Annotated in this window: 9 protein-coding genes; 7 read left to right on the top strand and 2 right to left on the bottom strand. The window is 47.8% G+C overall.

The window, feature by feature from the left end; all coding sequences use genetic code 11:
- Positions 1–2 precede the first annotated feature (2 nt).
- From BVU99_RS10465 to BVU99_RS10435, 7 genes are all read left to right on the top strand, one after another.
- The gene (locus tag BVU99_RS10465; RefSeq protein ID WP_049204528.1) at positions 3–1325 is read left to right on the top strand and encodes a type II toxin-antitoxin system HipA family toxin; all 1323 of its coding nucleotides are present in this window, start codon (positions 3–5) and stop codon (positions 1323–1325) included.
- Positions 1326–1534: 209 nt separating this feature from the next.
- A complete protein-coding gene (locus BVU99_RS10460) occupies positions 1535–2080 on the top strand; it encodes a hypothetical protein (RefSeq protein WP_049204530.1) in 546 nt (181 codons plus the stop codon).
- A gap of 492 nt (positions 2081–2572) precedes the next feature.
- Positions 2573–4936: a class I SAM-dependent DNA methyltransferase gene (locus BVU99_RS10455; protein WP_049204532.1), complete on the top strand. Its 2364-nt coding sequence runs from the start codon at positions 2573–2575 to the stop codon at positions 4934–4936.
- A complete protein-coding gene (locus tag BVU99_RS10450) occupies positions 4936–6300 on the top strand; it encodes a restriction endonuclease subunit S (RefSeq protein ID WP_053088490.1) in 1365 nt (454 codons plus the stop codon). Before BVU99_RS10455 ends, BVU99_RS10450 begins: the two co-directional genes overlap by 1 nt.
- Entirely contained in the window at positions 6297–9545 is a 3249-nt protein-coding gene (locus BVU99_RS10445; RefSeq protein WP_049204535.1) for a DEAD/DEAH box helicase family protein, read from the top strand. Before BVU99_RS10450 ends, BVU99_RS10445 begins: the two co-directional genes overlap by 4 nt.
- 71 nt (positions 9546–9616) lie before the next feature.
- Positions 9617–11683 carry an AAA family ATPase gene (locus BVU99_RS10440; RefSeq protein ID WP_049204537.1) on the top strand — a complete coding sequence of 689 codons (2067 nt, stop codon included), beginning with the start codon at positions 9617–9619 and terminating at the stop codon, positions 11681–11683.
- Positions 11676–12962, top strand: coding sequence for an McrC family protein (locus tag BVU99_RS10435; protein WP_099817655.1), 1287 nt, complete (start codon positions 11676–11678; stop codon positions 12960–12962). The genes BVU99_RS10440 and BVU99_RS10435 overlap by 8 nt, the downstream gene beginning before the upstream one ends.
- 61 nt (positions 12963–13023) lie before the next feature.
- On the opposite strand, the gene BVU99_RS10430 is transcribed toward BVU99_RS10435, so the two are convergent.
- The gene (locus BVU99_RS10430) at positions 13024–14142 is read right to left on the bottom strand and encodes an HNH endonuclease signature motif containing protein (RefSeq protein ID WP_049204541.1); all 1119 of its coding nucleotides are present in this window, start codon (positions 14140–14142) and stop codon (positions 13024–13026) included.
- Positions 14143–14377: 235 nt separating this feature from the next.
- Positions 14378–14686 (bottom strand): hypothetical protein, encoded by a 309-nt coding sequence (locus BVU99_RS10425; RefSeq protein WP_099817654.1) that lies wholly within the window; start codon positions 14684–14686, stop codon positions 14378–14380.
- Positions 14687–15066 lie beyond the last annotated feature (380 nt).

Genomic DNA, 15066 nt, shown 5'->3' with positions numbered 1-15066 from the left:
AAATGCGTCGTTCGCAACAACGGTTAGCTATCTGGATGAACGGTATTCCGGTGGGATACTGGGAAAAGCGTAAAGGCGAAGATCGGCTGGAGTATCTGCCTGAGTGGATTGCAGATAGTCAGGGGAGGCCTTTGTCGCTTTCTTTGCCTTTCACGCCAGGGAATCAGCCTTATCGCGGTAGCGTGGTACGCGATTATTTCGATAACCTGCTGCCGGATAGTGAGGGGATCCGCCGACGTTTGGCTATGCGCTATCATGCCGAAAGTCTGGACCCTTTCGATTTATTGGCCGAACTGGGTCGCGACTGTGTTGGTGCCATACAGCTTCTCGATATCGGTGAGCAACCTGCTGATATCTTTTCCATCAGGCAGCGTCCGCTTGCAGAGGCGCAAATCGCCGAAATGCTCCGCAATACTGCCACGACGTTACCGGGGCTGCAGGGACAGGATGACGATCTGCGTTTATCCATCGCCGGCGCTCAGGAAAAAACGGCGCTGCTGTGGCATGACAACCAGTGGTGTTTACCTGAGGGAAATACGCCGACCACGCATATTTTCAAATTAGCGCTAGGCCTGGTGGGAAACATGCGGGCCGATATGCGCACGTCCATCGAGAATGAATGGCTCTGCTCCATGATTGTTGAACACTATGGTGTGCCGGTAGCAAGTACCCATATTGCGCAGTTTGAAGATCAAAAGGCACTGATCGTTGAGCGTTTTGACAGAAAATTATCAAGCGATAAACAGTGGTGGATCCGCCTGCCGCAAGAGGATATGTGCCAGGCTCTGGGCGTTTCGCCGCTGAGGAAGTATCAATCAGATGGTGGCCCCGGTATTACCGATATTATGGAAATTCTGAGTCGCTCGGAACAGGCTGAAACAGATCGCAGGCACTTCTTTAAAGCGCAGATTATTTTTTGGCTGCTGGCCGCGACAGATGGCCACGCAAAGAATTTCAGTCTTGCACATTTACCGCAAAATCGTTACCACCTGACGCCATTGTACGATGTGCTATCGGCCTGGCCGCTGATTGGCCCGGGTAATAACCAGATAGCCTGGCAGAAGTGCAAACTGGCGATGGTCGTTCGCGGGAGCAGTAACCATTACCTGCTTAGCCAGATCCGACGCCGCCACTGGATAAAACACGGTGAAATAACTGGGTTAGGCCAACAGGAGGTTGAATCCATTATTGAAGAGCTGCTGGCGGCAACCCCGGGAGTGATTGAACGTGTTACTGGGCTGCTACCTGATTCGTTCCCGGCTGAATTAGCGGCATGCATTTTTGAGGGTATCAGGCAGCAGTGCGCGCGGTTGGTAGGGGGATGATGGTAGGAACTGGTCACCTATGACGATTAGGTTGCTCAAAACATCACCATTTCCCGTGGGTTTTTATTAATAGATAATAGTTTCAGTTCCCACATCGTACGGTTTAAAAGTAAATAACGTTTACTGCTATAGGTCGTATTCAGCACGTTGTAGTGTCGCGCAGTAACATCGCATTGAAGCAGATAATTTTTCATAAGGAAACACCGTTTATGCGCTATTTTTTGACAAGATACAGGGATTCGATCCTCGCTTTTACAGGCATAGTCATTGCTAGTATCTCACTTGGGTTTGCTATCTGGCAGGGAAAAGAGCAAATCAAGCACAATCATATTTCTGTAGAGCCGAGGATAAATGCTTATTTTTCCAATGATAGCCGTAAAAAACAGTGGGGGATTTATGTTACCAACAACGGTATGGGAACAGCCTTTGTTAAAGGAATTACGGTGATAGTAAATGGTAAACCCGTCGATGCCGTTGACAACAATATCTTCTTCGGCGCTGTTCTGGCGTTAGGACTTCGCGCAGAATGTTTTGCGATTGGAGGTCCGCGTCTCAATGATTCTTTCAAGGTGGGAGAAGAAATATTTCTGGTAGAGGCAAGAGATTCAGATAAAAGCTGTGCGGGTGATCTATTGAGCTTGAAATGGGCTTCACAACAACCACTGCAACTGGACTTTGTGCTGGATACGGAGTCCATCTATGGCGATCATTTTCGCTATACCTACTCACAGAATCGGCAGGTAAGACTGGATTAACATCTAGAAAATACAATGTGAGATTACTGGTGTCGCTCCAGGCCCAATCAAGATACGAAAATTGCTCATGAAAGACGACTTAGTTAGGAAATTTAATTATGTGGTGATAGGTCTTTCTCTGGGTAACGACGCTTAATATAGTGGTAATTATGCGGGTTTGTTTAAAAGTGCTAAAAAAGCAACCTCAAACCAAGTGATGCAAGATTCAACTATCCACATAATTTCTTTGGGTTTTTTCTGTAATGAATATCAATCAATGTGGGGTTGTTAACCTAATAATCATTCTCTAAAAATATAATATCATTTTATATAAATCAATCTGTACGATTATATAGAACGATGTACTGATGGTAAATTGGGTGAGCTTTCATGCTTCTTTCTTAGCCTGTGCCTGCTGACAGGTGAAAATCACTACGCACCGATGTCACAGCAAGCAGTATTGATTCATGTATAATCTACCCATCTTTACACGTCTCCTTTCAGGTTATTGATATGGCTAACACAAATTTCTCTCAAACGGCTGCTTTCATCTGGGCAGTTGCCGATCTGCTTCGCGGTGATTTTAAACAATCCCAGTACGGGCGGGTGATCCTGCCGTTTACACTGTTGCGTCGCCTTGAGTGTGTGCTGGCGGGCACCAAAGAAGCGGTGCTGGCAGAAGTGGAGAAGCTGAAGGCCAGCCCTCTGCCGGAAGAAGGGCGAGAGAAGTTTTTGTTGCGTGCGACCAAAGGGCTGTCTTTCTTCAATACGTCGCCGATGGATCTCGGCAAGATGGGGCAGAACGACATCAAGGCCAACCTAGAGAACTACGTGCAGTCGTTCTCTAAAGATGCGCGTGAAATCTTTGAACACTTTAAATTCAGTGAGTTTGTTGGCCTGCTGGAAGATGCCAACCTGCTATACAAAGTCGTTAAGAAATTTGCCACCACCGACCTGAGCCCTAAAGCGATTTCTAACCATGATATGGGCTTGGTGTTTGAGGAGTTAATCCGTCGTTTTGCAGAGAGTTCTAACGAGACGGCGGGGGAGCACTTTACCCCACGCGATATCGTGCGTTTAACCACTTCGTTGGTATTCATGGAAGATGATGAGGCACTCTCTAAAGAGGGTATTATCCGCACCATTTACGACCCTACCGCCGGCACGGGTGGCTTCCTCTCATCGGGTATGGAATACGTGCACGAACTGAATCCCAAAGCCGTGATGCGTGCCTTTGGCCAGGAACTGAACCCCGAATCCTACGCTATCTGTAAAGCCGATATGCTGATCAAAGGCCAGGATGTCAGCCGTATCAAGTTGGGCAATACGCTTTCTAACGATCAGCTTCCGCAGGAGCAGTTCGACTATATGCTTTCTAACCCCCCCTTTGGCGTGGATTGGAAAAAGATTGAAGGTGAGATTAACGACGAACATCAGCAGAAAGGCTTTAACGGGCGCTTTGGCCCAGGCCTACCGCGTGTCTCTGATGGTTCGCTACTGTTTCTGATGCACCTGATCAGCAAAATGCGCGACAGCCACAATGTGGATGGTAGCGTAAACAATGGTGGGCGTATCGGGATCATCCTCAACGGTTCACCGCTGTTTACCGGTGGCGCAGGTAGCGGTGAGAGTGAGATTCGCCGTTATATTCTGGAAGCCGATTTGTTGGAAGGTATCGTCGCATTGCCTACCGATATGTTCTACAACACCGGCATTGCGACTTACGTCTGGATTTTGTCGAACAAGAAAGCGCGGGCGCGTAAAGGTAAAGTGCAGCTGATTGATGGCACTAACCTGTGCGGCAAGATGCGAAAATCGTTGGGTTCTAAACGTAATCTGATGGGCGAGGACGATATCAAGCTTATCACTCGCACCTTTGGTGATTTTGAGGTGGTGGATGCCACCCCGCTTGAAGAACTTGGGATGGAGAAAGTGGCAGAACAAAAATCCAACCGCGGTCGCCAACCTATCAGCGCTAAAACCGAAGCGCCGAAAACCTTCGCCAGCAAAATCTTTAACAGCACCGATTTTGGCTATCGTCGCCTGACCATTGAGCGCCCTTTGCGCTTGTCTGCACAGGTCACCGATGAAGCGATTGCCACGCTGCGCTTTGCACCGAAGCCGTTTAACGCCCCAATGGAACGCCTGTATGAAGAGTTCGCTGCCCAGTGGCATGACGGTAACTACGGTGATTTCTCCGATATCGAAGCAGAAGCCCGAACGATTATCAAAGCAGAATTTGCCGAGCTGAAGGAGAAGCAGATTAAAGATCTGCTCGACAGCAAGCTGTGGCTGGCACAGCGTGCATTGATGGCTAAAGCTCAGCAAATTCAGGCAGCATTAGGCGCTCAGGCCGGTGGAAAAACGCTGGTGAGCAACGATTTCAATCAGTTCCAGCTGACCCTGAAAGGGGTAATCAAAACGGCTGGTGTGAAGCTGGATGCCAAAGAGAACAAACAGTTTATCGATGCGATTACCACTAAGAACCCGGATGCTGAGCCAGTGGTAAAAAAGGTTCTGAAAGAGGCTGCCCAGCCACTGTACGGCGCATTTGAGTACAAAGGCAAAGTGGTGGAGTTCGAGCAGGATGGTGACCTGCGTGACAACGAGAACGTACCGTTAAATCCCGCCGTTTCCACTAGTGAACTGATTGAGAGCTACTTCACAGCAGAAGTGTTGCCGCACGTGGCGGATGCCTGGATTAATGCTGATAAGCGTGACGCGAAAGACGGCGAAATTGGCATTGTCGGTTATGAAATTCCATTTAACCGCCATTTCTACGTCTATCAGCCACCGCGCCCGCTGGAAGAAATTGATGCCGATCTGGATGCCGTTAGCGCCGAGATTATGAAGCTGCTGCAGGAGGTCCATTCCTGATGACTAAGTATAAGGCGTATCCAGAGTATAAGGATTCTGGGGTTGAGTGGCTGGGGATTGTTCCGAGTCACTGGAAAACTGTATCTATATCCAGATTGTTTTCCAGGGTTAAGCGAACCGGATACAAAGATAAAGAATTGCTTTCTGTTTATCGGGATTATGGAGTTGTGCCAAAATCCAGCAGAGATGATAACAATAATAAACCCTCAGAAGATTTGTCACCTTATCAATTGGTTGAGGAAAATGATTTGGTGATGAATAAAATGAAAGCCTGGCAGGGTTCAATCGCGATTTCAGAGTATGAGGGGATAGTTAGTCCGGCATACTTTGTTTATCAACCCAATAAGATTATTTTTGAACTTGCGCATCTAAGATATGTGCATTACCTACTTCGTAATCCTATCTACGTTACTCAATATTTGAGCCGTTCAAAAGGTATACGAGTCAATCAATGGGATCTAGATCCTGATGAGTTTAGAAATATTGAGCTTCTGCTTCCTAGCAAGAATGAGCAGGAAAAAATATACGGTTTTCTCGATCACGAAACCGCAAAAATCGATAAGTTGATCGAGAAGCAACAGCAACTGATTGAACGGCTGAAAGAAAAACGTCAGGCAGTGATTAGCCATGCCGTCACCAAAGGGCTAAATCCTGATGTGCCGATGAAAGATTCTGGTGTTGAATGGTTGGGGGAAGTTCCCGAGCATTGGCGAGTCAGTCGAGTTAAGAATTTTGCAAAAATTGAAAGTGGACATACTCCCAGTAAAACTAAATCAGAGTATTGGGTCAATTGTATCATCCCATGGGTCTCATTGAATGACTCAAAGCAGTTAAAAGATGTTGATTATATTGATGATACTACCTATAAAATAAGTGAGCTAGGGATGGCTAATTCATCTGCTCATTTGTTACCTGCTCGTGCTGTTGTTTTTACACGTGATGCATCAATAGGACTCAGTGCTATAACAACAAAACCTATGGCGGTATCGCAACATCTGATTGCTTGGCTTTGTAATGAGAGATTTGTCGTCCCTGAGTTCCTGCTTCTTGTGTTTTATGCAATGGAAAAAGAATTTGAGCGTTATACTTTCGGCGCTACGATAAAAACAATAGGTATGGATAATGTTAGAGGGCTGAGATCAGCATTTCCACCAATTGATGAACAGCATAAATTGATAGAATGGGCATTTAAGAAATTAGAAAAAATTAAATTTTCCATTAATAAAGTAGAAGATATAATTTCCCTTCTCCAAGAACGCCGCACCGCCCTTATCTCCGCCGCCGTCACCGGTAAAATTGACGTCCGTGATTGGGTTGCACCTGATATGCAAGACGCTGAGGAGCCACAGGAGACCACCGCATGAGTATGGACACCACCAAAGAGCTGATTTTCCAAAATGAAATGATTGCTCAGATGGTCAAAACGGGTTGGATTGTTGGCAAAGGCGACGGCTACGATCGCGAACGTGCGCTATATTCGCAGGATGCGCTGACCTTTGTGCAAACCACGCAGCCGCAGGAGTGGGAAAAGTTTTCAAAGATTTATCCTACCGATACCGAACGTCACTTCCTCGATGCGTTGGTCGCTCAGCTGAGAAAAGCGGATATCAACGCTACCGATATGCTGTCGCGGACCTACGGCACCCTCGGCGTATTGCGGCACGGGATCAAAAGCCATAACGCCCGGTTTTCCCTGTGTCAGTTTAAGCCTGAGCATAGCCTCAATCCGGAAACGCTCGCCCGTTATCAGCAGAATATCTGCCGTATTGTGCCGGAACTGGTGTATAGCCCACACGCTTCGAAAGCGGCATTTGAAGAAGCGGGTACAAAAGCGAAAAAATGGCGTATCGATCTGGTGTTGTTCGTCAACGGTTTGCCGGTGGCAACGTTGGAGCTGAAGTCTGAGTTTAAGCAGGCAGTGCAAAACGCCATTACGCAATATAAGAAAACGCGTTTACCAAAGGATCCCGTTACCAACAAGCCGGAACCTCTGCTTACGTTCAAACGTGGGGCACTGGTGCACTTTGCCGTCAGTCAGTACGACGTGTTTATGGCGACCAAACTCGACGGTGATAAAACCTTCTTCCTGCCATTTAACAAAGGCACTCATGACGGCGGTGCGGGGAACGACATCCCGGAAGATGCAAACGACTACGCCACTCGCTACCTGTGGAATGAGGTGCTGCTCCCGGACAATCTGCTGAAAATTCTTGCTAGCTTTGTGCATCTACAAATCGAAGAGAAAGAAGAGTGGAATGGCCTTAAGGGTAAGAAAGAGAGCCTGATCTTCCCGCGTTATCATCAGTGGGATGTCGTGAACAAACTGATTATCGCTGCGGCGGAAGAGGGCACTGGCAATAAGTACCTGATTCAGCATAGCGCGGGCTCCGGTAAATCTAACTCTATTGCCTGGACCGCCCACCAACTTTCTCGGCTGCATGATAAGCAAGGCGAGAAGCAATTCCACTCGGTGATCGTGGTGACGGACCGTACCGTGCTGGACGACCAGCTCCAAGACACGATCTACCAGTTTGAGCATCAAGATGGGGTGGTCGGCCGTATCAATAACAAAGAAGGCGACGGTTCTAAATCAGAGAAACTGGCTAGCGCGCTGGAAAACTCGCAGCCAATTATTATCGTTACCATCCAAACCTTCCCGCATGTGCTGAAGGCGATTGAAAATAGCGTCAGCCTTAAGCAGCGTAAATATGCGGTGATTGCTGATGAGGCGCACTCTTCTCAGAGCGGTTCTACGGCGCGTCAGTTGAAAGAAGTGCTGATGACGGAGGAAACGGATGACGATGCGGTGATGACCTCGGAAGATATTCTCGATGCCACCGTCGCCGCACGTAAAGGCAGCAACAATCTCAACTACTATGCTTTTACCGCCACGCCAAAAGCCAAAACGTTGGAGCTGTTTGGCCGTCGTCCTAACCCGTTTGAACCTGCATCAAAAACCAATAAGCCGGAAGCATTTCACGTTTACTCCATGCGTCAGGCGATTGAAGAGGGCTTCATTCTCGATGTCCTGAAGAATTACACCAACTATAAGGTGGCCTATAAGCTTCTGCAGAAGCTGGACGATCCCGATCGGGAAGTCGATAGCAATAAAGCAAAGGTCAAACTGAATCAGTGGGTTGCGTTGCATGAACATAATGTTTCGCAGAAGGTAAAGGTGATTGTTGAGCATTACCGTAAGCATGTGATGCATCTGTTGGGAGGGCAGGCTAAGGCGATGGTGGTCACCAGCTCCCGTAAAGCCGCGGTGCGTTACAAGCTGGCCTTTGATAAATACATCACTGAAAACAACTATCAGAAGATCAATGCCATGGTGGCATTTTCCGGTGAAGTGGAATTCTATGAAAGTGACCACAATAGCCTTGCGTTACTGAACCAAAAGTTTACTGAAATCAACATGAACCCTGGGTTGAAAGGCAGGGACATGCGCAAAGCGTTTGAGACTGATGATTACCAGGTGATGTTGGTCGCGAATAAGTTCCAGACCGGTTTTGACCAACCCAAGCTATGCGCCATGTATGTGGATAAAGCGCTGGGCGGCGTGGAATGCGTCCAGACACTTTCACGGCTCAACCGCACTTACCCAGGGAAAAAAGAGTCGGGAACCTTTGTACTCGATTTCTATAATGAGCCGGATGACATTCTGGCGGCATTTCAGCCTTACTACCAAACGGCAGAACTGACTGATGTCAGCGATCCGCAGTTAGTCTTTGAGCTGTTCGAAAAACTTCGCACCAGCGGCATTTTCCTGTGGAACGAAGTGGAGCAATTCTGCGAGGCGTTCTTCACCAAGAACAAATCCAATGCTGCGATAAGCAATATCTGCAAGCCGGCGGTTGAACGCTGGAAGCACCGTTATACCTCAGCGATTGATGCCTATGTGTTGGCTAAAGAAATGTTTGAACGCACCAAGAAGACCGGCGATGTGGTGCTGATAACTAATGCAGAAAACAGCTTTAAGACGTGCAAACAGGAAAAAGACAAGCTGGATATCTTCAAAAAAGATCTCGGTAGCTTTGTTCGTTTTTATGAGTTTATGTCGCAGATCGTAGATTACGATGACAAAGGCCTTGAGAAGCTGAGCCTGTTCGCAAGGCATCTTCGCCCGTTGCTGCATGAACAGCGTATTGAAGACGATGAGATTGATTTAAGTAATGTGGATATGAGCCATTACCGCTTATCGAAGCTTCATGAACAACATCTGAAACTGCAGGAAGATGCAGAAGAATACAAAATCACACCGGGTAACGATATGGGTACCGCGAAGCCAAAGGACAAGAAAGAAGAGTTTCTGTCCAATATTCTGGCGCGCCTAAATGATCTGTTTGTTACGGATAATCTTAGCGATAAAGACATGATCAACTACGCCTTTACCGTGCGTGACAAACTGTCGGAAAACCAGGCGGTGATGACGCAGATCGCTAACAATACGCGTGAACAGGCGATGCTGGGTGATTTCCCGAAAGCGATCGATGATGCAGTGATGGACAGCAATGAAGCCCAGCATGAGATGATGGTGCAGTATCTGTCCAACCCTGAACTCGCCAGGGGATTTGCCCGCGTGGTGTTTGATATGCTCAAAGGTGCTTAAAACGGGAGCCGCTTTGGCTTTGTTGTTATAGGGGGCTTCCCCCTAAAATGTCACAGTACAGGAATTTCGTGATGGATATCGTTGCCGATATTGAAGCAGGTAAGCTGACTCTCGATGAAGTGATCGGTTCTCTGGCCGAATATAAAGACTATTCGCATTCAGAGTGGGATCGTCGTTACCGTGAATTCACTGCGTCACTTCAGCAAACGCCGACATTTTCTGAGCCCGAAACGGATGATCTGGTTAAACGGCTTTGGTACGAGCGTGATAATGGTATTGCCAGTATCCGGCAGGGCGTTCCATCGTTGGCTGAATTCCAACAAAGCCTGCCGTTATTCAGAGAGCTGACCGAGCGCATTCGTCGCCAGCCTAATGAACAAACTTACCAATATGTAGAAGCCGCTTTGCAGCAAGCCAAGGAGAGCGGGCAGCTCAAGCGAATGTATTGGAGTTTGCGGAATCGTGTCTTTGCGGCGTTTACACCGGCAACCTGCACCAGTACGGTGGACGAGAATGCATTCACCAAAACGGCGACGTTTCTGAATGATCGATTTTCCCTGGCGCTCACGCTTACCGGAAATTGGCTGCAAAAAAACCATGAACTGAAGAATGCGATTAACGCACGGTTACCAGATGCGGACCCTTACTATGTCAACATGGCAATCTGGCATCTTTACGAATTGCTGCGTGAGCGAGATGGCGAACAAAAGCAACAGGAAGTGGCTAACCATCTTGCCGTAGAAAGCCATAAAGTCGTGAGCCCGCAGATACCGCAGCACTCACCTGTGAACGCTATCTACTTTGGTCCACCGGGCACCGGGAAGACTTTCGTCTTGCAGCAAAAGATGAAGGAGTACACCACCCAAGCGGCCTCCGCTGACTATGATGCTTGGTTAGATTCTCGTCTCGAAACGCTGAACTGGATGCAGGTGACTGCGTTAGTTTTGTTAGATCTTAATAGAAAAGCCAAAGTTCGTTTGCTGATTGAGCACCCTTGGTTCCAGCGTAAAGCTCTATTGAATGGCCGCAGCAGTAATCTATCGCAAACTGCGTGGGCAACGCTGCAATCCTTTACCGTGCCAGAGTCTACTACGGTCGAATATAAAGGCCGCCGTGAGCCCGCGATTTTCAATAAAACGGCAGAGAGTGAGTGGTTCCTGGTTAAGCCGCAGCTAGAACAAGTGGAAGACCTTATCTCGCTTTATGATGAGTTAAAGCGAGGCCCACAAACCGCAGAGGCGATTCAGCGATTTGCCGCAGTCACCTTCCACCAATCCTATGGTTATGAAGAGTTTATTGAAGGGATGCGAGCCCGTGCAGATGACAATGGGAATATTTCTTACCCCATAGAGCCGGGTATTTTCATGCGGCTATGCCAGCGGGCCAAGGCCGATCCGGCGCATCGCTATGCCATTTTTATTGATGAGATCAATCGTGGCAATATCTCCAAAATTTTCGGCGAGCTGATTTCTCTTATAGAAATCGACAAGCGCGCTGGGATGAGCAATGCAATGAGTTTGCAGCTGTCTTATAGCGGACAAGTATTCAGCGTTCCTGGCAACGTAGACATTATTGGTGCAATGAACACTGCGGACCGTTCGTTAGCGCTGATGGATACCGCATTGCGTCGCCGGTTCGACTTTGTTGAGATGATGCCGGATCTTTCATTGCTCAGCGGGGCGAGAGTAAAGGGCATTGAGCTTGAGTCTTTGTTAGAGAAGATTAATAGCCGAATTGAGGCGCTCTACGATCGTGAGCATACCTTAGGGCATGCCTTCTTTATGCCAGTTAAAAAAGCCTGTGATGCGAAGGATGAAGACTTGGCATTTAAACAGCTGAAAGCGGCCTTCCAGAAGAAGATCATCCCCTTATTGCAGGAATACTTCTTTGACGACTGGAACAAAATCCGTTTGGTATTGGCGGATAATCAGAAACAAAACGACAGCCTCCAATTCGTGATGGAGCAAAGCGACGATCTGGAGATTCTTTTTGGTGCCGATCATGGTTTACGGCGCCACGATCAGCAATCAACCGCCTACGAACTGAAAGCGTTTGAGCATGAAGTCTGGGATTTGCCACAGGCTTACCGTGCGATCTATCAACCTGAAGAAGCCACTCAGGCTGTACAAAATGGGTAAGGTGATCTCTGTTTTTGAGTATGACCTGTTAGGCGTTGAAAAAGAGTCGCCGGTTGGCGCTGTTCCTCTTCCTCCTGAGGTTTTTGACTATTTAGAATCGCTTAGCCTAACCAGTGAGAAAGGAAGCCAGCTGCTTAAACTCACCTCACGTTCTGGGCGCCGATTGCTACAGGTACAGAATTACGCAGGGATACTCTATACCCCTTATGGCCTGCAACTGGAGATCCTGCCCAAGATAGGCAAAAACCTTACGTTGGGGCAAGCGCGCGAAACGCTACTGATTATGCTAAGTCATCTGTCTGGATTTAGGCATATTCAAACCCAGCAGGCTTCAGTTCATGCGCAACGAATGCCTTTACTGGAGATCTTTATCAACCAGTTTTTGCATAGCGTTAGCCAGCTACTTAAGCAGGGACTGTGGTCAGATTACGTGAAAGAACAGGCTAACTTGCCCTTTATGAAGGGCAAGTTGATGCTGTCAGCGCAGTTACGCCATAACGTAGTGAACCGTCATAAATTCTATCTTGATTACGATGATTATTTACCTGATTGTGCGGCCAATAGGCTATTACGTTCTGCACTTTATCAGTTGGGTAACCTGAGCCTGTCCTCAGATAATCAACGTTGGTTACAGGAATTACGCTTTGCTTTTGGTGGTATCCCGTCGAGTAGAGATATAAAAGGTGACATATCGAGTTTGCGTTTGGAACGCGGTATGGCTCATTACCATGAGCCTTTGGCGTGGGCGCAGTTGATATTGCAGGGTATGAGCCCCAGCGCTCTACAGGGCGATGCTAAAGCGTTGTCACTCTTGTTCCCGATGGAGGCGGTATTTGAGTCCTTTGTCGCGTCAACGCTTGCTGACGAATTGCCGGATGGTTTCAAGGTGAAGCCGCAGGCTGCAAGCTATTCGTTGGTTAAACATGGTGAGAGGGACTGTTTTAAGCTGCGCCCAGATTTGTTGATTCAATCACGTCATCCGGTCAGTACCAAAATGGTGCTAGATACCAAATGGAAGCTGATTAATAACAACTCGCAGGAGAAACCTCTCTATGGCATTGCACAATCCGATCTCTACCAAATGTTTGCCTATGGCCAAAAGTATCTTGGTGGCTCAGGAGATATGTATTTAATTTATCCTGCGCACGATGACTTCAATCACCCAATACACCAGCATTTCGCATTTTCAGACACACTCAGGTTATGGGTTGTTCCGTATCAGATCTCTGCAAAGCGTGGGCAGAAAATGATGTGGGGAAAAGATAATCCCTTTATCTAGGATTATCTTTTAAAAGGCTACAGAGAGTGTTTCGGTCCTAGAGGCACTGTAATAATACTCGCTACTTATATGTAGCCTCTTTCAATTCCAACTTCACCATCAGCTGCTTATTCACCTCTTTCCCATCCACTCCGCTATGAATCCGTCGATGGCAAGTTGGGCAGATGGCGCCCACCCACTGCGGGTGATCGGGGCCTTCGTCGGCTAGGCGTTTAGTGTGATGAGGTTCGAGGTAGGGATCGCCGTTCCTTTTCTTGAACGGTGCCGGCTGATCGCAGGCTTCGCAGATGCCATTGGCGCGCCGCAGCACGTACTTTTTTACGTCTTCGCTGCGTTTGAACCAGGATTTTTTGCTGTCGCTCTGTTGGCGCTGGCCAGATTGCTGGGAGGACTGCAGTGCCTTCTTGCGTAACTGCTCGAGCGTCTCTGTCTGCGTATCAGCTTCATCGGCGTCTGCATCTTCTTCAACCGCGTGCAGTGACGAGACTTTGAACAGGTTAAAGGTAATGCCTTGGCGCATGTTATTTTCGAAGTCTAAACACTGAATGTGATCCCAAGAGTCGCACTCAAACATGCCAAGATAGCGGACGCCTTTTTCTTTCTTGTTGTCTTCGAATAGGAAGATATCTTTGCCGTCTTTCTTATGGTCACGGATGGATTTATTGCCTCGAATAAATTCCATAGGGCCTTTTTGGCCTTCTCCTGTATAAGAGAAGCTGCCTTCGGCTGTCCATCCATCTTTATAGCCGTAGGTTTCGCCACTTTCACCGGTGAAGATAAAGATCACCGGGAATTCCCGCGGGGTCCAGATGCCGCCTTGCAGCTGCCCGCCGTAAAGCTCGATCAGTGCTTTGCGTGTGTACAGTTTGCCTTCGGTTAAGTAATCAAAAGGATGCGGCGTTTCGACGATCTCAAAACCGAGATCTTTGAGAAATTGGATGGCTTTTTCTGTTCCGCTATCGGCGTTGATTCCTTTAAACGGATAGCCATGCTGCTCACTGTATGCTCTAGCGGCAATGCCGCGGATATCGTACTTCTCGCCATTATAATGAAGGGTGTATTTTTTAAATCGTTTTATTTCATGTTGTTTTAAGAATTCATCTCGGCCAAGTTTTTTATATTCTTCGATGGCTTTTAAAACAGATTCTTTTGCAGATAACGCCTCTATTGCAGTTGCCAAAACCACTCCCTCACATTGCCGAGTAGACTCTGAGCAATGTGCTTGCTGACGAGAGCAGTATGCATCAATACCCAGCAGTTAACTCATCGATTTACCGAATGCGTTAACTATGCCAGGTAGGGGAGGAAATGCCTACCTTGATGAATGTTTTTGTTGTGACATGTCATTCAGATCTATTGGAAATCGTGGGTGGGAAGGGCGACGAGTGCAGGCATCGCCCTGATTGCTATTTATGTTAGCCGCAGGCTTCCATCTCCCGCAGTGCCCGCCCATAAAGATTACACAACGCAGGAACCAGATGCGCCGTGGCGTTGAGATAGTGATTCAGCTGTTCCCAGCCTTCAGTGTCCAGCTGTGGGTGCTTTTGCAGCAAGTGGCCGAACAACATCAGGCCGTGGCACAGCCCTTCAGCCTGCTCGGCAGAGAGTGCGGCCAGGTCTAAGAGTTCTGAGGGATTGTAAGCGCTGAGATCGAGGTGGTTAAACAGTTGGCGGTAGAGGGTGAGGGTGCTTGCAACGGATTCTGTAGTGGGAACCTTTGTCATGGGTGCATCTCCGTATGTCATTGATTAATGACTATCACCAGAGACGCTAAACTCGGGTGGTAGCCCAGACGGGGTTAGCGTCACCGGGACATACGAACCGGCGCTTCTTACGAAGCCCCCGCCTGAGCCACCATTATTTGGAGTGAACTAAAGCTGCTGCATTATTACATAATACAGCGGTAGTATGTCAGATTCGGAACGCTAACTCCGGCTGCGGATTTTGCCGCAGCGGAAAAACTATAACGTTATCAGTAAAAGGAGAAAATAACCTGTATGGAATTACAGATCGTTTACTCATGAGACTGGAATGCAGATCGCAGTTATTAATTTGTAATTCGGACCAATCAATTAGGATGATTCATTTTATAAGTGAATTATTA

The sequence above is a fragment of the Serratia sp. OLAL2 genome (assembly GCF_002752475.1).
GTDB classification, from domain to species: domain Bacteria; phylum Pseudomonadota; class Gammaproteobacteria; order Enterobacterales; family Enterobacteriaceae; genus Serratia; species Serratia bockelmannii.
The sequence above is the reverse complement of the archived record's forward strand: the minus strand, read 5'-3'. Positions and strand labels throughout refer to the sequence as shown.

Coding starts and splice junctions, on each gene's coding strand:
- BVU99_RS10465 (WP_049204528.1), top strand. CDS start 3: ATGCGTCGTTCGCAACAACGGTTAGCTATCTGGATGAACGGTATTCCG.
- BVU99_RS10460 (WP_049204530.1), top strand. CDS start 1,535: ATGCGCTATTTTTTGACAAGATACAGGGATTCGATCCTCGCTTTTACA.
- BVU99_RS10455 (WP_049204532.1), top strand. CDS start 2,573: ATGGCTAACACAAATTTCTCTCAAACGGCTGCTTTCATCTGGGCAGTT.
- BVU99_RS10450 (WP_053088490.1), top strand. CDS start 4,936: ATGACTAAGTATAAGGCGTATCCAGAGTATAAGGATTCTGGGGTTGAG.
- BVU99_RS10445 (WP_049204535.1), top strand. CDS start 6,297: ATGAGTATGGACACCACCAAAGAGCTGATTTTCCAAAATGAAATGATT.
- BVU99_RS10440 (WP_049204537.1), top strand. CDS start 9,617: ATGGATATCGTTGCCGATATTGAAGCAGGTAAGCTGACTCTCGATGAA.
- BVU99_RS10435 (WP_099817655.1), top strand. CDS start 11,676: ATGGGTAAGGTGATCTCTGTTTTTGAGTATGACCTGTTAGGCGTTGAA.
- BVU99_RS10425 (WP_099817654.1), bottom strand. CDS start 14,686: ATGACAAAGGTTCCCACTACAGAATCCGTTGCAAGCACCCTCACCCTC.